Genomic DNA, 19,075 nt, shown 5'->3' with positions numbered 1-19,075 from the left:
TGGTTCTGGATTCGGGCGGCACCGTAGCAAGGCCCGCCCTAGGCGACCAGAGCCTCGGCGCGCTGCAGATCCACGCTGACCAACTGGCTGACGCCCTGTTCGACCATGGTGACGCCGAACAGCCGGTCCATCCGCGACATGGTGACGGCGTGGTGGGTAATGATCAGGAACCGCGTGTCGGTGCGGCGCGTCATCTCGTCCAGCAGGTCGCAGAAGCGGCTGACATTGGCGTCGTCCAGCGGAGCATCCACCTCGTCCAGGACACAGATGGGCGCGGGATTGGCCAGAAACACCGCGAAGATCAGCGCCATCGCGGTCAGCGTCTGTTCCCCGCCGGACAGCAGCGACAGGGTGGACAGCTTCTTGCCCGGCGGCTGGCACATGATCTCCAGCCCCGCATCCAGCGGATCATCGGATTCCACCAGCACCAGCCGCGCCTCTCCGCCGCCGAACAGGGTGGTGAACAGCGTGGTGAAATTGGCATTGACCGCGTCAAAGGCCGCCAGCAGGCGCTCGCGCCCCTCGCGGTTCAGGCTGGCAATGCCCGCGCGCAGCTTGCGGATCGCCTCCTCGAGGTCGGCCTTTTCGGTGGCAAGCCGGTCGCGTTCGGCCTCCAGCTCGCGCTTGTCCTCGTCGGCGCGCAGGTTGACGGCGCCAAGCGCGTCGCGCTGCGTGCGCAGGCGGGTGATCTGGTCCTCGAGCTGGGCGGCGGGCGTGTCAGGCGGCGTCTCGCCCAGCGAAGCCAGCAGCGCCTGAGGCGTCGCCTCGGCTTCCTCGAGGATGCGGGCGCGGGCGGCGGCCTCGGCGTCGCGGGCGGCCTCGGCGCGGGCCTCTCGGGTGGCGCGGGTTTCGCGTGCCTCGGATGCGGCACGTTCCGCCTCGCGTTCCGCATGGGCGGCGGCGCGGGCGGCATCCTCGGCCACCGACAGCGCGTCGCGGGCGGCGGACAGGTGATCGCCTGCATCGGCCTCGCGCGCCTGCAGGCTGGCGCGGCGTTCGGCCAGCACCCCAGGCTGGGCCTCGGCATCGGCAAGTTCGGCCTCGGCGGCATCGCGACGGGCAGCCAGTTCCGATGCGCGGGTGCCTGCCTGCTGAAGCCGCAGCTTCCAGCCGGATTCTTCCTTGGCGATCTCTTGCAGCCGCTTTGTGCGCGCATTGGCCTCGCGCTTCAGCTCGTCCAGGGCTGCGCGGCGGGACATGGTGGCGATGCGCGCGGCCTCGACGCCGGTGCGCGCGTGTTCAAGCGCGGCCGCCGCGTCGGAACGGTCAGGCAGTTCGGCAAGCGCGGCTTCAGCCTGGGCCAGCCGCCCCTGCGCGTCCGCGCCGTCGGCCCGGTGGCGCGACAACTCGGCCCCCGCGGCCTCGGCCCGGCTGCGGGCCAGCGACAGATCGGATTCGGCGCGGGTCAGGGCGCGGGCCGCGTCGGACAACTGCCGTTCCGCATCGCGGCGAGCGTCGCGGGCGGATTTCTCGGTCGCCGTGGCATCCGCCAGGGCAGCGCGGGCATCCTCGTGGCGTTCCACCGCGACAGCGGCGCGCGCCTCGGCCTCGGCAGACTGATCGGCCAGTTCGGCAAGCTGGTTCATCTTTTGCAGATGCAGGGCGGCGGCCGAGGAAGCCTCGCCCGCCATGACCCGCATCCCGTCCCAGCGGAACAGGTCGCCCGCAGGCGTGACCAGCCGCTGGCCGGGCTTCAGGCCGGGCTGCGTTGCGGCGGCGGTGGCCGCGTCCCCGACCAGTCCCACCTGCGACAGGCGGCGCGACAGCACCTCGGGACCGGCGACATGCGGCGCAAGCGGCTCGGCGCCTTTGGGCAAGGGCTGCGGGTGGTCCCAGCCCGGCAGCAGGTGCCAGCCGCTTTCACCATCCACAGCCAGCCCCGCGCGCAGGTCGTCGCCGAAGGCCGCGCCGAAAGCCATTTCGTATCCCTTGGCGACCGTCACCTGATCCAGGATCGCCTTGCCGCCGGATCCGCCCCGTTCGACCAGCCTCCGAAGGGCAGCCATCTCGGCGGCAAGGGCGCTTGTCTCGCCCTCGGCCTCGGCCCGGGCGATGCGGGCGCCGGATTCCAAGGCTTCCGCCTCGGCCCGCGCGGCCTCAGTGGCGGCAAGCGCTTCCTCGGCGGCCTCGGCCCGTTCGGCGGCAAGTTCCTGCGCCTGCTCGGCCGTGGCAAGGGCTTCCTCGGCCAGGGCACCCGCCTCGGCGGCGCGGGCGGCATTGGCTTCGGCCTCGGCGGCGGCACGCTCGGACCGGGCGAGCATCGCGCGCAGATCGGCCATCAGCCGCTCCGCCGACTGGTGGCGGGCGGCCAGGCGCGCAGCCTCGTCGGTCAGTTCCGCCAGCCGCGCCTCGACTTCGCGCAGGGCCTCGGCCGCGTCATCGGCGGCCTGGGCCGCGGCATCCAGACGGGCATCGTGCCCCTGCCCGGCCTTTTCCAGTTCGGCCCGTTCCCAGGCCAGCCGCTCGACCACCTCTCCGGCGTCGCGGTTCAGCGCCTCCTCGCGGTCAAGGTCGCGGGCCAGTTGGGCGATGCGGACCTGAAGGCTGGCAATGGCCCCTGCGGCGCGTGCGTCTGCCTCGTCCAGGGCCTCGCGCTCGACCACGATGCGGGACAGGATCGCCGCCGCGACCTGCTCCTCCTCGCGTAGGTCGGGCAGGGCGGCCTCGGCCTCCTCTCGCCTGGCACCGGCATCGCGGGACGCAGCCTCGGCGGCGGCGGCATCGCGAATCGCGGCGGACAGCGCGGCGGCGGCGGCCAGCCGCGCGGCCTCGGCCTCGGACCAGCGGCGATACAGCAGCGCGCCCTCGGCCAGGCGCAGTGCGGCGCCAATCTCGCGATAGCGGGCGGCGGTGCGGGCCTGCCGCGCCAGGCTGGCCGCCTGGGTGGACAACTGGTCCAGCGTATCCTCGACACGCACCAGATTCGCCTCGGCCCCGTTCAGCTTCAGCTCGGCCTCGTGGCGGCGTTGATACAGGCCGCTGATCCCCGCCGCTTCCTCAAGGATCCGGCGGCGGCTTCGCGGCTTGGCGCTGATCAACTCGCTAATCTGTCCCTGCCGCACCAAGGCCGGGCTATGCGCCCCGGTCGAGGCATCCGCGAACAGCATCTGCACGTCGCGCGCCCGCACGTCCTTGCCGCCGATCTTGTAGGCCGACCCGGCGTCCCGCGTGATGCGGCGGACGATGTCGAACTGGTCGTTGTCGTTGAAGCCCGCGGGCGCCAGCCGGTCGCGGTTGTCCACGGTCAGCACGACCTCGGCATGGGCGCGGGCGGACCGTCGGGCGGTGCCCGCGAAGATCACGTCCTCCATCCCCTCGCCGCGCATGGCGGTGGGGCGGTTCTCGCCCATGACCCAACGCAGGGCTTCCAGCAGGTTCGACTTGCCGCAGCCGTTCGGACCGACCACGCCGGTCAGCCCCTCGCGGATGACCAGGTCGGTCGGATCCACGAAGCTTTTGAAGCCGTTCAGTCGCAGCCGGTCGAAGCGCAAGCGGTGGTTCCCTTTTGTTCCCCTGCGGATTGTCGCATGACGGGGGTCCGAGTCAACCTGTCCGTGCTATATCTGGCACGCGGCAACTGACTTTCCACAAGATGCGCATAGTCTGGCGGGGGTTTCTTGCTACCATCGGGCCATGATCACCGCCCTGTCCCTGATTCTGGCCTTTCAGCTGGTCGGAGAAATCCTGTCCCGTGCCCTGGACCTGCCCCTGCCCGGCCCGGTCGTGGGGCTGTGCCTGCTGGTCGCAGCCTGCATCCTGCGCCCGGCCTTGGCCGCGCGGCTGAGGCCGACCGCCCAGGGCCTGCTGTCGCATCTGTCGCTGTTCTTCGTGCCTGCAGGCGTGGGCGTCGTCGCGCATTGGCCGGTGCTGCGCGACCACGGGATCGGGCTCGCTCTGGCGATCATGGGTTCCACGCTGGTGGCAATCGCGGCAGGGGCGCTGACGTTCCAGTGGGTGGCACGGTGGACGGGGGCGGTCGATCCGTCGGCTTTGAAGGGGCGGGGCGATGACTGACCCGGCGCTGATCTGGTCCTATCTGGCGCAGGGGCCGCTGCTTTGGCTGACGGCGACGCTGGTCGCCTATGTCATCGGCGACGCGCTGTTCCGCGCGGCAGGGCGGCAAAGCTGGGCCAATCCGGTGCTGATCGCGGTGATCCTGCTGGCGCTGCTGCTGGGCGCGACGGGCACCGACTACGGCACCTATTTCGGGGGTGCGCAGTTCGTCCATTTCATGCTGGGACCTGCGACCGTCTGCCTGGCGCTGCCCTTGTATGACAACCTGCCCCGCGTCCGCCGCGCCGCATGGCCGATGCTGGCGGGGCTGGTGGTCGGGTCGGGGATGGCCATCGTCTCGGCCCTGCTGATCGCCCGAGCCTTTGGAATCAGCGGTCCGGTCCTGGCCTCGCTGGCGCCCAAGTCCACCACTGCCCCCGTCGCGATCGGCATCGCCGAGCGCATCGGAGGCCAGCCGACATTGACCGCTGCCCTGGTGCTGCTGACCGGCATCTTCGGGGCGATCGTGGTGACGCCCCTGCTGAACGCGCTGCGGGTCAGGGACTGGAGGGCGCGCGGCTTTGCCGTGGGCGTCGCCGCGCATGGGATCGGGACGGCGAGGGCTTTCCAGGTAAATGAGACGGCGGGGGCGTTCTCGGGGATCGGGATGGGGCTGAACGCGGTGCTGACGGCGGTCATCGCGCCGATTGTGGTGGGGTGGTTGGGCTGAAACAAAACCTACCTGCCTGAAAAGACATATTGCCGCAGCCAAGCATATATGGCGACTTTTCTTCACAAGAAACTATTTGAATTCGTTAACTTTAATTTTGGTTATCCATGTCGCTTGCTCCTTTGTTGCATCGCATTCGCAAACGCGTCTCTATGGCCCGAGATCTTGCCAAGGCAGCTCGTGAAACAGTGGCAGTCGCCGAGGCCGAAACCGGCTTGCGGACGATGGCAGCCTTCCTGCCTGGTCAACTTGACCGCGTAAAGGGTGTCCAGTTCCAAACCACCCACCAGCAAGAATTGGACCGGATTACGGCCACGCCATTCCATCATGCCGCGACAATGGCTTATCGATTGAGGGACTGCCTGTTGATTGGAGGGACGCTTTATTCAAGCGGCGGCGGACATCAGATGTTGCGTGATAGACCGCCTCTTGCCGCAGTGATCGACCACGAAATCGATCAAGCTGCTTTTGTCGGCACCCCAGTGAGCGACGTCTATTTCGGGCATTATCTTGTCGACGATTCTGCCACGGCCCTTCTGGCACGTGACTTCGCCCCAATCTATCGTCCCTTCAGTTATCGCCATGCCAACTGGAACCATCCTCTCGCGTATCGCCAGATGATGGGAATAGACTGGAAAACCACGGGCAATGCCCGCATCAAGGATGCTTGGGTTTTTCGCGACGTAGGAATGACGCAAAACCGACGCAAGCGGCTTGATGCCTTGCGGGAACGTCTGCAGGCGCGGCCATCGGCGCGCAGCGGGCATGGCGTCTTCCTGATACGCGGCGAGACGGGTTCGCAACCACGATTGCTCCGCAACGAGGCCGTGATCGCAGAGGCCTTGGCAGGGCGCGGCTTTGAAATCGTTGATCCGGCGAAAGAAACGGCGGACGACATTGTCCGCAAGCTGTCGGGCGCGCGTATCGCTATCGGCGTGGAAGGAAGCTCGCTGGGACATGCGCTTCTGACCCTGGCGGACCAGGGGGCGCTGCTGACCATCCAGCCTCCGTATCGCTTCAACAATGTCTGGAAGGATTTTACGGATCTCCTGGGGATGCGGTATGGCTTTGTCGTCGCGAACGGGGACCAGGACGGTTTCGACATTGGTCTGGACGATATCCTGCGGACCGTCGATCTGGTTGCATAGCCAAAGCCAATGCGTTGGCTTGGCAAGCCGTCAGTTTACCAGGACGTTCAGCCGATAACGCGGACCTGTGGCCGCGTAAGAAGGCAGGGCCCGACGGGACACGGAGTTACTTATACCCCCGGTCGAAACGCCTTCACCTTCGCCGGATCTGTTTCCACCCGCGCCGCGCCGATTAGGTCCAGACAATAGGGCACCGCCGCAAACACAGCCTGCAAACAGGTCGCTATCGCCGCCGGCTTCCCCGGCAGCGTGATGATCAGCGTAGCGTCCCGGATCACGGCCGTCTGGCGCGACAGGATCGCGGTCGGCACCTCGGCCAGGGAGGCGCGGCGCATTTCCTCGCCAAAGCCCTCCAGTTCCTTTTCGGCCACGTCCATCACGGCCTCGGGCGTCTGGTCGCGCGGGGCGGGGCCGGTGCCGCCGGTCACCAGGATCAGGTCCGCGCCGGTTTCGACCAGTTCGCGCAAGGTCGCGGCCACGCCTTCGCGCCCGTCGGGGACGATCACGCGGTCGATCTGCATGGGCGAGGTGATGACGTCGCGCAACCAGGCCTCGGCGCCGGGGCCGCCCTTGTCCTCGTATTCCCCCCGCGCGGCGCGGTCGCTGACGGTGACAATGGCGATGCGGGCGGGACGATCGGTGACGGGGGCGGTCATGGGGCGGCCTTCTGCTGGACCGGGCCACTGTGGGACAGGCCCGGGCAAAAGAAAAGGCCGCGGGAAATGCCGCGGCCCTTGGTGCAGGATCGGGGGATGTTACCTGTTCCGCGCGTTCCGGTTCGCGACCAGCTTCAGGCGCAGCGCGTTCAGGCGGATGAAGCCTGCCGCGTCCTTCTGGTCATAGGCGCCCGCGTCGTCCTCGAAGGTGACATGCGCTTCGGAATAAAGCGACTGGTCCGACCAGCGGCCCACGCAGCAGGCCAGGCCCTTGTAGAGCTTCAGCCGCACGGTGCCCGACACATGTTCCTGCGACTTGTCGATCAGCGCCTGCAGCATCTCGCGTTCGGGGCTGAACCAGAAGCCGTTGTAGATCAGTTCCGCATAGCGCGGCATCAGGCTGTCCTTCAGGTGGCCCGAACCGCTGTCCAGCGTGATCTGCTCGATCCCGCGATGGGCTTCCAGAAGGATCGTGCCGCCCGGCGTTTCGTAGATGCCGCGCGACTTCATGCCGACGAAGCGGTTTTCCACGAAATCCAGCCGCCCGATGCCGTGCTTGCCGCCCAGCTCGTTCAGGCGGGTCAGGATCGTGGCGGGGGACAGCGCCTCGCCATTGATCGCGACCGCGTCGCCGCGTTCGAAGGTCACTTCGATGAACTCGGGCGCATCAGGCGCATCCTCGGGGTTCACGGTGCGCTGATAGACATAGTCCGGCGCGGCCTCGGCGGGGTTTTCCAGCGCCTTGCCTTCCGACGACGTGTGCAGCAGATTCGCGTCCACGCTGAAGGGCGCCTCTCCGCGCTTGTCCTTGGCGATGGGGATCTGGTTCTGTTCGGCGAACTCGATCAGCTTCGTCCGGCTGGTGAGATCCCACAGCCGCCAGGGCGCGATGACCTTGATCGACGGGTCCAGCGCATAGGCCGACAATTCGAACCGCACCTGGTCGTTGCCCTTGCCGGTCGCGCCATGGGCCACCGCATCGGCGCCGTGCTGGTGCGCCAGTTCAACCAGCCGCTTGGAAATCAGCGGGCGCGCGATGGACGTGCCCAACAGGTACAGCCCTTCATACAGCGCATTGGCGCGGAACATCGGAAACACGAAGTCGCGCACGAATTCTTCGCGCAGATCCTCGATGTGGATGTTCTCGGGCGCGATGCCCAGCAGTTCGGCCTTCTGGCGCGCCGGTTCCAGTTCCTCGCCCTGGCCCAGGTCGGCGGTGAAGGTGATGACCTCGCAGCCGTATTCGGTCTGCAACCACTTGAGGATGATCGAGGTGTCCAGCCCGCCCGAATAGGCAAGGACGACTTTTTTCGGCGCGTCGGTCATGCATTTAACCCTTTGGCGAAGTTTCCGGGGCAATAAGGCCAATCGCGCGGTCTAACAAGGGCCGGGCTGCCGATCCCCTTGCCAAGTTCGGCTTTTCGCGTCATGCGCAAGCGCATGGAAAACCCTGCCCCCCGCGACCCCGCCCTCAGCTTTCCCGCCGCAAGCTTTTCCGACTGCGTCGCGCAGGCCGAAACCGCCATCCGCGACCTGTTCGAGCCCACGCCCTTGCAGCGCAACGACTACCTGTCGGCGAAGCTGGGGGCCGAGATCTGGCTCAAGCGCGAGGATCTGACGCCCGTGCGCAGCTACAAGCTGCGTGGCGCCTTTAATGCGATGCGCAAGCGTGTCACGCCCGGAGCCGCCGGAAATGCGCATTTCGTTTGCGCAAGCGCCGGCAATCATGCGCAGGGCGTAGCCTATGCCTGCCGCCATTTCGGCGCGCGCGGCACGATCTTCATGCCGGTCACGACGCCCAAGCAGAAGATCGACAAGACCAAGATCTTCGGGGGCGATGCGATCGAGATCGTGCTGACCGGCGATTACTTCGACCAGACACTGGCCGCGTCCCAGACCTTTGCCGCCGAACAGGACGCGCAGTTCCTGCCTCCCTTCGATTCGGCCGACGTGATCGAGGGCCAGGCGACGGTCGGGCTGGAAATCCTGCGCCAGCTTGACGGGGCGCCGGATCTGGTGGTCCTGCCGGTGGGCGGTGGCGGGCTGGCGGCGGGCATCACGCGCTATTTCGCCGAGATGGCGCCGGCCACGCAATTCGCCTTTGCCGAACCCCTGGGCGGCGCCAGCCTGCAGGCAGCCTTGCAGCAGGGCGCGCCGGTCGCGCTGCCCGCGGTAGACAATTTCGTCGACGGCGCCGCCGTGGCGCGCATCGGCGCCCTGCCCTTCGATGCCCTGCGCCGCTTCAGCCCGCAGGACGTGCATCTGGCGCCCGAGGACCGCATCTGCATCACCATGCTGGAGATGCTGAACACCGAGGGCGTGGTGCTGGAACCGGCGGGCGCGCTTGCCATCGACGTGCTGGGCGATCTGGGCGACCTGGCCGGCAAGCGGGTGGTCTGCGTCTGTTCCGGTGGCAACTTCGACTTCGAGCGACTGCCCGAGGTCAAGGAACGCGCCCAGCGTTTCGCGGGGGTGAAGAAGTATTTCGTGCTGCGCCTGCCGCAGCGCCCCGGCGCGCTGCGCGATTTCCTGGAACTGCTGGGTCCCGACGACGACGTGGCCCGATTCGAGTACCTGAAGAAGTCGGCGCGCAACTTCGGCTCGATCCTGATCGGCATCGAGACCTCGGCTCCGCAGAACCTGACCACGCTGAAGGCGCGGCTGGATCACGCGGGCTTTGTTTATCGCGACATCACCAACGACGAGATTCTGGCAGAACTTCTGGTCTGAATCCGGGCATTTACCCGGTCTTTACGGTCTGGGGGTTATCACCTGGGCATGAAGCGCCCGAATCGCCAGATGCTTGCCCCCAGCCAGCCGCCCGCCACCCGGCTGGTTCGGCGTGTCCTGTTGGTAAGCCCCAATGCCGCGCAGCGACGCATCTTCTCGATCCAGCTGCGCCGTGCCCATTACGAGGTGATGGAGGCAGGCTCGGTCGCGGACGCGCTGCAACTGTGCCAGCGGAACGAACCTGACATCGTGCTGTCCGATTGGTCGATCCCGGGTCGTGCGGGCATGGAATCGGGACTGGACCTGTGCCGGGCCTTCCGTGCAGGCGAACGGCGAAACTATGGCTATTTCGTGTTGCTGACCTCGGCCCAGGACGAGGTGGACGTGGCCCAGGGGCTCGAGGCGGGGGCGAACGATTTCCTGGCCAAGCCCGTGACGACGCAGGACCTGCTGGTCCGCCTGGCCGCCGGCGAACGCATCCTGCGGGTCGAGGAGGATCTGCGCGCCAGCAATGCCCAGCTTCGAACCGCCCTTGACCGGCTGCGCGACACCCAGGCCGCGATCGACCGCGACCTGGCCGAGGCGCGCAAGCTGCAGCAGGGGCTGGTCAAGCAGCGATCGGGCCGGTTCGGGCCGGTCCAGCTGTCGCTGCTGCTGCGACCCGCGGGCCACATCGGCGGCGACCTAGTCGGTTTCTTCCCTATCGGAGAGGATCGGGTCGGCATCTATGCCCTGGACGTGTCGGGACACGGCGTGACGGCGGCCCTGCTGACCGCGCAACTGTCGGTCCACCTGTCGGGATCGGCCGACCAGAACGTGGCCCTGCGCGCGGCCCAGACGGGGACCGATGCGGTCAGCCCGGCGGCCCTGGCGCATTTCTTCAACAACATGATGCTCGAGGAGATGGCGACCGATACCTATTACACCATGATCTATGGCGACCTGAACCACGTGACGGGCCGGTTGCGGATGGTGCAGGCGGGTCATCCCCATCCCTTCCTGCAACGCGCCGACGGATCCGTGCGGCCCCTGGGCAACGGCGGAATGCCCATAGGCGTCTTCGAGAAGCCGATCTTCGACGAGATCGACGTGACCCTGCAACCGGGCGACCGCCTGCTGATCTGCTCCGACGGCATCACCGAGGCCACCAGCCCCGCCGGCCGGCTGCTGGGCGACGACGGGGTCGAGGCCATCCTGCGCACCAATGCCTTCCTGGGCGGGCACGTGTTCCTCGAATCGATGGCCTGGTCGGTATCGGAATACTGCCGCGGCGAAAGGCAGGACGACATGTCGGCCGTGCTGATCGAATATCTCGCCCCGGCCGAGACGGTGCCCCTGCCCCGCCGCTAGACCAGGTGGCGGAAACGCCGCAGGAAGGCTTGGGCGCCGGGATCGGCCAGCAGGTCCATCGCCCTGTCGGGGCCGGCCCAGCGGATGCTGTGATGCGGTTCGATCGGCGTGGACAGGCGCAGGACCGGCCGGGCGATCCAGACATGGCACAGCTTTTCGGCGAAGCGGTCGTAATCCGGCATGAAGGCAAAGCGGCGATAGCTTCCCAGGTGGCGGGCGGCGCCGATGGACCAGCCGGTTTCCTCGAAAACCTCGCGGTGCAGGGCGCGCAGGCCGGTTTCGCCGGGGTCGATGCCGCCGCCGGGCAACTGGAACTCGGGCTCGGGCGTGGCCTGGTGGGTCAGCAGCAGCCGCCCGTCGCGGACCAGCAGGCCATAGGCGCCGGGCCGCAGGTGGTGACGCTGCCCCGGCCGCGGGGGATTGCCGTATCGGCGGATCATGGAAACCTCGGCTTGTCTGCCCTGTCTCTAGCGCAGGGCGGGACGGCGGGAAAGCGGCCCTCTTGGGATTGCCGGCAAACCCCCTATATTGGTCGCGACCCGGCCCGCCCCTTGCGGGCCCGAACCGATTTCAGGAATCACCGCATGAGCAAGATCAACCAGATCGCGTGGGACGACACGGTTTTGCCGTTCCAACTGGACCGTTCGGACATTCGCGGCCGCGTGGCGCGGCTGGACGGCGTGCTGGACCATATCCTGTCACGCCACGATTATCCGGCCCCGGTCGGCGCCCTGGTTGCCGAACTGGCGCTGCTGGCGGCCCTGGTGGGCCCGACCGTGAAGCTGCGGTGGAAGCTTAGCCTTCAGGTCCGCGGCAATGGCGCGATCCGCACGCTGGCCGCCGACTATTACGCCCCCGAACATGACGGCGCGCCGGCCCGCATCCGGGCTTGGGCCAGCTTCGACGCCGACCGCCTGGACAGCCGCCCCCCTTTCGAACAGGTGGGCGAGGGGTATTTCGCGATCCTGATCGACCAGGGCCAGGGGTCGCTGCCCTACCAGGGGATCACGCCCTTGTCGGGCGGGTCGCTGTCGGCCTGCGCGCAGACCTATTTCGCGCAATCCGAACAGCTGCCGACTCGGTTCCAGCTGGCCAGCGGCTTTTCCCGGCTGACGGGTGAGACCGGCCATTGGCGCGCCGGCGGCGTCATGCTGCAAACCCTGCCCGCCCAGCCGATGCAGTCAGGCGAGGGCGGCAGCGGCGAGGGCGGCCTGATCGAGGCGGCCGACATCCTGCAGGGCGCGGCATCCGAGAACTGGAACCGGGCGAACCTTCTGCTGGACACCGTCGAGGTGCTGGAGCTGATCGGCCCCTCGGTCGGCCCCACCGACCTGCTTCTGCGCCTGTTCCACGAGGAAGAACCCCGCGTCTTCGACACCCAGCGGGTGGAATTCGGCTGTTCCTGCACCTCGGACCGGGTGCGCGACACGCTGTCGATCTATTCGGCCAAGGACATCGCCCACATGACCACGCCCGAGGGCATCGTGACCGCCGATTGCCAGTTCTGCGGCGCGCATTACGAGTTCGATCCCCAAAGCCTTGGCTTCGAGGCCACCGTGGACGCCGACGGCCAGCCCCTGCCCGACAGGGCGGCCGAGTGATCCCCGACTGGTCCGAGGATCGGCTGCGCCTGGCCCTGTCCGTCGCGACCGGGCCAACCTCCGATTACGACCTGAACCCGGATGTCGCCCCCCCTACGGCCAATCTGCGTCCTGCCGGCGTGCTGGCTGCGTTCCACGCCGACGACGGGAGGCTGGTCCTGACCAAGCGCGCATCGGGACTGCGCCATCATCCCGGCCAGATCGCGCTGCCCGGCGGCAAGGTCGACGCGGCGGATGCCGATCCGACCGCCGCCGCGCTGCGAGAAGCGCAGGAGGAAGTGGGCCTTGACCCCGCGCAGGTCGACCTGCTGGGCTCCTTGCCCCCGCATCGCACGGTGACGGGCTTTGCCGTGACCCCCGTCATCGGCATCATCCGCGGCCCCTTCCAGCCCCGCCCCGAACCCCGCGAGGTCGAGGAGGCCTTCACCCTGCCCTTCGCCCATGTTGCCGACCCGGCCCGCTATCGGGTGGAACGCCGGCGCTGGCGCGAGGGCTGGCGCAGCTATCACGCCGCGCCCTTCGGCCCCTATTACCTGTGGGGCGCGACAGCGCGGATCCTGCTGGGCCTTGCGAAAGGGATCCAGGCGTGACGCGGCTTCCCGCCGGCCTTTTGCAGGATGCGGACTTGCAGGCGATCTTCGCCGCCATCGAGGCGGGGGGCCATCGCGCCTGGCTGGTGGGCGGCGCGGTCCGCAACGCGCTTCTGGGCGAACCCGTGGGCGATCTGGACCTGGCCACTGACGCACCGCCCCACCGGGTCAGCGACCTGGCGAAAGCCGCAGGGCTGAAGCCGGTGCCCACGGGCATAGACCACGGCACGGTGACGGTCGTGGCAGGCGGACGGGGGTTCGAGGTGACCACCCTGCGCCGCGATGTCGAAACCGACGGTCGCCGCGCCGTCGTGGCCTTTTCCGACGACCTGGCCCAGGACGCGCACCGCCGCGACTTCACCATGAACGCGCTTTACGCAGGTCGCGACGGCACCGTCATCGACCTTGTCGGCGGGCTTGAGGATCTGCATGCCCGCCGCCTCCGCTTCGTGGGCGATCCCGCGCAGCGCATTGCCGAGGATTACCTGCGCATCCTGCGCTTCTTCCGCTTCCTGGCCTGGTATGGCCGCGACGCGGATCCGGCAGCCCTTGCCGCCTGCCGCGACGGGCGCGATGGGCTGGCGCAGATCTCGCGCGAGCGTATCGGGCAGGAACTGCGCAAGCTGCTGATGGCCCGCGATCCCCTCCCCGCGATCCGGCTGATGGCGGAAACCGGCGTTCTGGCCGAGGTGCTGCCCCATGCCACGCCCGACCGTCTGGCGGCGCTCGCGCCCTCGGCGCACTGGCTTGCGCGGCTGGCAGCGCTGTCGCAGGCCGATCTGGCCGACGCGCTGCGCCTGTCGCGCGCCGATGCACGCGACCACCGGATCCTGGTAACGGCCCTGGCCGAGGACTGGTCCTTCGACCGCATCGCCTATCGCCTGGCGGGCGAGCTGGCCGACGCCGCGGCTGTGCTGGTCCAGACGGGCCCTCGCGGCACGCGCCCCGGCTGGCCCGAGGCCAAGGCCGCCGCGCGCCCGCTGCCGATCACGGCCGGCGACCTGCAGCCGCGCCTGCAGGGTCCGGCCCTTGGACGCGCGCTGAAAGCGGCCGAGGATGCATGGATCGAGGCGGGCTTTTCCATGCCCGTCCCCGCCCTGATCGACATCGCCCTGCTTGCCGGAGAAAGCCAATGACCCTTCACCACCGGCTTGGCCGCCTGATCGATGCCTTCCGCCCGGCGGAGGGCCCGCCCCCCGCCACCCTTCTGGCGTTCTTCCGCTGGTGCCTGTCGGGCGCATGGGGTGGGCTGACGCTGGCCGGCATCGCCTCGGCCCTTGGCGGGGTCGCCGACGTGGTGGCGGCCGTGCTGCTGGGCTGGGTCGTGGACGCCATCGCGACGGGCGATCCTGGCGCCTTCTGGGGTCAGAACGGCCTGCTGGTCGCGGCGTTCGTGGGCTTCTTCCTGCTGCTGCGGCCGCTGATCTTCGGCTTTTCCACCGCCACCAGCAGCGTCATCATCGGACCGAACGTCCTGCCCCTGGTCCTGTCGCGGATCCACCGCTGGACCATGGGCCATTCTGTCGCCTTCTTCGACAACGACTTCGCCGGGCGCCTGGCGCAGAAGCAGATGCAGACCGCCCGCGCCGTCACCGATGTCGCGTCCGAGATGGTGAACGTGGTGGCCTTCGCGCTGGCCTCGGTCCTAGGATCGGCGGCCTTCCTGGTGTCGGTCGATACCTGGGGGGCGGTCGCGCTGATCCTGTGGATGCTGGCCTATCTGGGCCTGATCCGCTTTTTCCTGCCGCGCATCCGGGCGAAATCCGGCGCCCGCGCATCGGCCCGCGCGATGATTACGGGCCAGGTCGTCGATACCATCACCAACATCAAGACCGTCAAGCTGTTCGCCCATGCCGAACACGAGGATCGCGCGGCCCTTGGCGCCATGGCGGGCTTTCGCGAACGGGCGCTGGATTTCGGCGTGGTCAGCAGCACCTTCCGCATGTCGCTGATGGTGATCGCGGGCGTCCTGCCGGTGATCCTGGTCGGAGGGTCGATCATGCTGTGGCGGCAGGGCCAGGCGACGCCCGGCGACGTGGCGGCGGCGGGCGCGATCGCCATGCGCCTGTCGCAGATGACCGGCTGGGTCAGCATGGCGCTGATGGGCATCTGGGGCAGCGTGGGCGAGGTCGAGGACGGCATGAAGACCCTGTCCCCGCCCCATGCCCTGACCGACGCGCCGGATGCGGTTCCGCTGGAACGGGTCGCGGAACAGGTCGATTTCGACCATGTGGGTTTCGCCTATGGCCGCGACGAAGGAGGCCTTGCCGATATCGACCTGCATATCCGCGCGGGCGAAAAGGTGGGCATCGTCGGTGCCTCGGGGGCTGGCAAGTCCACGATGGTGGCGCTGCTGCTGCGGCTTTATGACGTGGAAAAGGGCGCGATATGCATCGACGGGCACGACCTGCGGCAGGTCACCCAGGAAAGCCTGCGCCGCCAGATCGGCATGGTTACGCAGGAAACGGCGATGTTCAACCGATCCGCCCGCGACAACATCCTGTATGGCCGTCCCGGCGCCACGCAGGCCGAAATCGAGGCCGCCGCCCGCGCCGCCGAGGCGCATGACTTCATCCTGACGCTGCAGGACCATGCCGGGCGGCGGGGCTATGACGCCCATCTGGGCGAACGGGGCGTCAAGCTGTCGGGCGGGCAGCGCCAGCGGATCGCGCTGGCCCGCGCCTTCCTGAAGGACGCCCCGATCCTGGTCCTGGACGAAGCGACAAGTGCCCTGGACAGCGAGGTCGAGGCCCAGGTCCAGGACGCCTTGGTCCGCGCCATGAAGGGCAAGACCGTGCTGGCCATTGCTCACCGCCTGTCCACCATCGCCGAACTTGACCGGATCGTCGTCATGGACAACGGCCAGATCGTCGAACAGGGCAGCCACAACCAGCTTCTGGCGCGTGGGGGGCTTTACGCGCGCTATTGGAACAGGCAATCGGGCGGCTTTCTGGGAACCGAGGAAGCGGCGGAATGAGCCTGTGGCATGTCGAACGGTTGGGCCGCCGCGGCGATGGCGTGGCCCATGGCGACGCGGGCCGCGCGCTTGCGGCCCTGACCTTGCCCGGCGAGGCCATCGAGGGCGAGGCGCAGGGCGACCGCATCCCTGCCCCGCGCATCCTGACGCCCTCTCCCGACCGGGTGCGCCCCATCTGCGCCCATTACCGCGCCTGCGGGGGATGCTCGCTGATGCACGCAAGCGACGGCTTCACCACCGCATGGAAGCGGCAGGTGGTCGAAACCGCCCTTGCGGCGCGCGGGCTGCCGGCGCCGGTCGAGGGGGTTCACGTCTCGCCGCCCATGTCCCGGCGGCGGGCGGTTCTGTCTGGCCGTCGCACGAAGAAGGGCGCGCTTGTCGGCTTCCACGCCCGCGCGTCCGACGTGATCGTCGATCTGGCCGAATGCCACGTCATGCGGCCCCAGATCACCGCCGCCCTGCCCCTGCTGCGCCGCATCACCGTCGCTGGCGCCTCGCGCAGCGGCGAGTTGTCGATGACCGTCATCCACGGCCCGGCAGGGCTGGATCTGACGGTTGCAGGCGGCAAGCCGATGGAGCCAGCGCTGCTCCAGGTCCTTGCCGCATTGGCCGAGGAAGGCGACCTAGCCCGCCTGACCTGGCAGGATCAGGCAGGTGAAGGCCAGTCGATCACGCGCCGCCCGCCGGCCCTGCCGATGGGCCGCGCGCAGGTCGTCCCGCCGCCGGGCGCCTTTCTGCAAGCCACGGCGGAGGGAGAGGCTGCCTTGCTGGCGGCGGTGCGCGACTTCAGCGCAGGGGCCGCGCGGATCGTGGACCTGTTTTCGGGCTGCGGCACCTTTTCGCTGCCCCTGGCCGAGACGGCCACGGTTCACGCGGTCGAGGGGCTGGCCGCGCCCCTTTCTGCGCTCGATGCCGGTTGGCGCGCCGCACCGGGGCTGAACCGCGTCACGACCGAGAATCGTGACCTGGCCCGCCGCCCGCTTCTGGCGGATGAACTGAACCGCTTTGACGCGATTGTGATCGACCCGCCCCGCGCCGGCGCCGAGGCTCAGGCGCGGGAAATCGCCCGCTCGACGGTGCGCAGGATCGCGTTCGTATCCTGCGATCCGGTCAATTTCTCAAGGGATGCGCAGCTTCTTGCCGACGGTGGCTTTGTGCTGAAACGGCTTCGCGTGGTCGATCAGTTTCGCTGGTCCCCCCATGTCGAAACGGTGGCTGAGTTCGTCAGAACCTAGGCAGATCACGATGGTTTGTGCTATCTAGCATCCATAAAAAATCCAGAAACGTCAGAGGCAGTGATGTTCAAGCCAACGCGCCGCGCCGTCGCATTTTCGATGCTCGCCTTTCTGGCGGCATGTGGCAAGCCGCCCAGCAAGTTCCGCGCCTATAACGGCCCGGCCGTCACGCAGGTCGTGGTGAACAAGGGTGCGCGCAAGATGTATCTTCTGCACGGCCAGTCCGTGCTGAAATCCTATGACGTGGGCCTGGGCAACGTGCCCGTGGGCCACAAGCAGTTCGAGGGCGATGGCAAGACGCCCGAAGGCGTATATTTCATCGACCGCTTCAACCCGCGCAGCCGCTATCACCTTTCGGTGGGCGTGTCCTATCCCAATGAACGCGACGCGGCCCTGGCGCAGGCGCTGGGACGCCAGCCGGGCGGCGACATCTTCATCCACGGCCGCGGCCCCGAAGGTAACCGCTTCGCCCAGACCAACCGCGACTGGACCGCGGGCTGCATCGCCGTGAAGGACGAAGAGATCGAGGAAGTCTATGCCATGCTGCGGCCCGGCATTCCGATCGTCATCAACCCTTGAAGGGGCGCGACGGCCCGAATGACAAAGGCCCCGGATGTCCGGGGCCTTTTGCGTTCAGCTGCCGGTCAGCAGCGTCCACCACAGCTTGCCCGACGGCTCCTGGTAGAAGGCGAAGCCCAGGTTCGTGGCCGCCGGATCCATGATGACGTCGCGGGTGTCGCGGGTGCCCATCCAGGCGGTCAGGGTCTGGATGTCGTTTTCGTAGGATTCCGAGATGTTCTCGCCAATGATGGTGCCGAAATACCCGGCCCGCCGCGCCCGATCCAGGGGCGAGGATCCGTCCGATCCCCAGTGCCAAGCCCGGTTCTGCGCCGACATGTCGCGCGAATGGGCCAGGGCGGCTGCCGACAGCTGCGGGTTCAGCACCAGAGGCGGCACGGCAATATTTGCCCGCAGCGTGTTGATTTGCTGCAACACGCGGATCGGAATCTGCTGTTCCTCGGCGGCGCCGATCTGGTTGCCGGCGGGCATCGCCCCCCCGCCCGGCGCGACCGGAGGCAGGCTGCGTGGCTGACAGGCCGCCAGTGCCATCAGCGACAGGGTCGCGATCACCTTGATATTCGGCATTTTTCCGCCATCCCTCGTATCTTCTTGCGTGAAGATCTATCGAATAGCGTCGGCCCGATCAAACCCACGAATTCGTGAAAGCCGGGGCTGTGACATCAGCGCCTCCACATGAGTTTGAATTGCTGGAATCGCTGCCGGGGCCTATACAAATCTCCTGCCGCATGAGGCGGAGTGGCAAGGCCGTCCAGCAAGAACGGCCATCCTTCGAAGGACATGTGACGATGAGCAAGTCATCTGCGATCAACCGCCGGACCTTCCTGGGTTCGGCCGCCGCGCTTGGTGCCGCCGGTCTGGCGTTGCCGTCGCTTGCGCAGCGATTCGACCCTTATACGGGCCAGCCCATCCAGGGCGCGATTCCCGGCGCCACGCCGGATGCGGGCGCCGTGCAATACGATCCGAACGCCGACCAGCGGCACAATATTTCGAGCTTCCAGGGCCAGGACTGGCGGCCGCATTTCCCGAACCTGACCAATGGCGCGATCCTGTGCGACCTGACCTCGCGCGCCGTGCATTTCTGGTCCGAGGACGGCAACACCTACAAGGTCTATCCCTCGTCCATCCCTGTCAGCGAGGATCTGACCCGCACCGGCCGGACCGAGATCATCAAGAAGGTGGAAGGTCCAAGCTGGTCCCCCACGCCCGAGATGAAGGCCCGCAACCCGGAATGGCCGGATTTCGTGCCGCCGGGGCCGGACAATCCGCTGGGGACCCATGCGCTGTGGCTGTCGTGGCAGTATTACCGGATCCACGGCACGCATGACACGCGCAAGATCGGGCGCAAGTCCTCGAACGGCTGCATCGGGCTGTATAATGAACATATCCAGGAACTATACGGCCTGACCAAGATCGGCACGCAGGTTCTGGTGATCTGACCGCGGCTGGCCGTCCTTTGTAATTCCAAAGGCCGCCAGCATCCTGG

Annotated in this window: 17 protein-coding genes; 12 read left to right on the top strand and 5 right to left on the bottom strand. The window is 67.8% G+C overall.

The genetic code is table 11. The features are described from left to right. Positions 1–38 precede the first annotated feature (38 nt). Positions 39–3,491 carry a chromosome segregation SMC family protein gene (locus IE224_RS05315; RefSeq protein ID WP_191308579.1) on the bottom strand — a complete coding sequence of 1,151 codons (3,453 nt, stop codon included), beginning with the start codon at positions 3,489–3,491 and terminating at the stop codon, positions 39–41. A 142-nt stretch (positions 3,492–3,633) separates the two neighbouring features. Between IE224_RS05315 and IE224_RS05310 the strand changes: the two genes are divergently transcribed. The 3 genes from IE224_RS05310 to IE224_RS05300 all read left to right on the top strand — a co-directional run bounded on the left by IE224_RS05310 (position 3,634) and on the right by IE224_RS05300 (position 5,871). After that, positions 3,634–4,014, top strand: a complete 381-nt coding sequence (locus IE224_RS05310; RefSeq protein WP_191308577.1) for a CidA/LrgA family protein — start codon at positions 3,634–3,636, stop codon at positions 4,012–4,014. Beyond that, positions 4,007–4,723: an LrgB family protein gene (locus IE224_RS05305; RefSeq protein ID WP_191308575.1), complete on the top strand. Its 717-nt coding sequence runs from the start codon at positions 4,007–4,009 to the stop codon at positions 4,721–4,723. The genes IE224_RS05310 and IE224_RS05305 overlap by 8 nt, the downstream gene beginning before the upstream one ends. A gap of 107 nt (positions 4,724–4,830) precedes the next feature. Next, the gene (locus IE224_RS05300) at positions 4,831–5,871 is read left to right on the top strand and encodes a glycosyltransferase 61 family protein (protein WP_191308574.1); all 1,041 of its coding nucleotides are present in this window, start codon (positions 4,831–4,833) and stop codon (positions 5,869–5,871) included. 110 nt (positions 5,872–5,981) lie between these two features. On the opposite strand, the gene mog is transcribed toward IE224_RS05300, so the two are convergent. Continuing rightward, the gene (gene mog, locus IE224_RS05295) at positions 5,982–6,527 is read right to left on the bottom strand and encodes a molybdopterin adenylyltransferase (RefSeq protein WP_167621281.1); all 546 of its coding nucleotides are present in this window, start codon (positions 6,525–6,527) and stop codon (positions 5,982–5,984) included. A 99-nt stretch (positions 6,528–6,626) separates the two neighbouring features. Continuing rightward, entirely contained in the window at positions 6,627–7,886 is a 1,260-nt protein-coding gene (locus IE224_RS05290; protein ID WP_268246535.1) for an argininosuccinate synthase, read from the bottom strand. An 81-nt stretch (positions 7,887–7,967) separates the two neighbouring features. Between IE224_RS05290 and ilvA the strand changes: the two genes are divergently transcribed. Next, a complete protein-coding gene (gene ilvA, locus IE224_RS05285; RefSeq protein WP_191308571.1) occupies positions 7,968–9,257 on the top strand; it encodes a threonine ammonia-lyase IlvA in 1,290 nt (429 codons plus the stop codon). A 48-nt stretch (positions 9,258–9,305) separates the two neighbouring features. Further along, positions 9,306–10,607, top strand: coding sequence for a PP2C family protein-serine/threonine phosphatase (locus IE224_RS05280; protein WP_229849250.1), 1,302 nt, complete (start codon positions 9,306–9,308; stop codon positions 10,605–10,607). Here the strand turns inward: IE224_RS05280 and IE224_RS05275 are convergent. Continuing rightward, positions 10,604–11,047 (bottom strand): NUDIX domain-containing protein, encoded by a 444-nt coding sequence (locus tag IE224_RS05275; protein WP_191308569.1) that lies wholly within the window; start codon positions 11,045–11,047, stop codon positions 10,604–10,606. The two genes, IE224_RS05280 and IE224_RS05275, sit on opposite strands and share 4 nt — an antisense overlap. A gap of 144 nt (positions 11,048–11,191) precedes the next feature. Between IE224_RS05275 and hslO the strand changes: the two genes are divergently transcribed. The 6 genes from hslO (at position 11,192) to IE224_RS05245 (ending at position 17,589) form a co-directional block, all read left to right on the top strand. After that, the gene (hslO, locus tag IE224_RS05270; protein WP_191308567.1) at positions 11,192–12,208 is read left to right on the top strand and encodes an Hsp33 family molecular chaperone HslO; all 1,017 of its coding nucleotides are present in this window, start codon (positions 11,192–11,194) and stop codon (positions 12,206–12,208) included. Then, a complete protein-coding gene (locus tag IE224_RS05265; RefSeq protein WP_229849249.1) occupies positions 12,205–12,798 on the top strand; it encodes an NUDIX hydrolase in 594 nt (197 codons plus the stop codon). The genes hslO and IE224_RS05265 overlap by 4 nt, the downstream gene beginning before the upstream one ends. Continuing rightward, positions 12,795–13,934 (top strand): CCA tRNA nucleotidyltransferase, encoded by a 1,140-nt coding sequence (locus tag IE224_RS05260; protein ID WP_191308566.1) that lies wholly within the window; start codon positions 12,795–12,797, stop codon positions 13,932–13,934. The genes IE224_RS05265 and IE224_RS05260 overlap by 4 nt, the downstream gene beginning before the upstream one ends. Then, positions 13,931–15,775 (top strand): ABC transporter ATP-binding protein, encoded by a 1,845-nt coding sequence (locus IE224_RS05255; protein WP_191308564.1) that lies wholly within the window; start codon positions 13,931–13,933, stop codon positions 15,773–15,775. The genes IE224_RS05260 and IE224_RS05255 overlap by 4 nt, the downstream gene beginning before the upstream one ends. Continuing rightward, entirely contained in the window at positions 15,772–17,010 is a 1,239-nt protein-coding gene (locus tag IE224_RS05250) for a class I SAM-dependent RNA methyltransferase (protein WP_191308562.1), read from the top strand. Before IE224_RS05255 ends, IE224_RS05250 begins: the two co-directional genes overlap by 4 nt. Before the next feature lie 63 nt (positions 17,011–17,073). Next, positions 17,074–17,589, top strand: coding sequence for a L,D-transpeptidase family protein (locus IE224_RS05245; RefSeq protein ID WP_191308561.1), 516 nt, complete (start codon positions 17,074–17,076; stop codon positions 17,587–17,589). 54 nt (positions 17,590–17,643) lie between these two features. Here the strand turns inward: IE224_RS05245 and dalA are convergent, their stop codons facing one another. Beyond that, positions 17,644–18,156 (bottom strand): divisome-associated lipoprotein DalA, encoded by a 513-nt coding sequence (gene dalA / locus IE224_RS05240; protein ID WP_167621274.1) that lies wholly within the window; start codon positions 18,154–18,156, stop codon positions 17,644–17,646. Positions 18,157–18,377: 221 nt separating this feature from the next. On the opposite strand from dalA, the gene IE224_RS05235 reads away from it, so the two are divergent. After that, on the top strand, positions 18,378–19,028 hold the full coding sequence (locus IE224_RS05235) for a L,D-transpeptidase (protein WP_191308559.1): 651 nt from the start codon (positions 18,378–18,380) through the stop codon (positions 19,026–19,028). The last annotated feature ends 47 nt before the right edge of the window (positions 19,029–19,075 follow it).

It is taken from the genome of Paracoccus aerius, assembly GCF_014656455.1.
Classification (GTDB): Bacteria; Pseudomonadota; Alphaproteobacteria; order Rhodobacterales; family Rhodobacteraceae; genus Paracoccus; species Paracoccus aerius.
The sequence above is the reverse complement of the archived record's forward strand: the minus strand, read 5'-3'. Positions and strand labels throughout refer to the sequence as shown.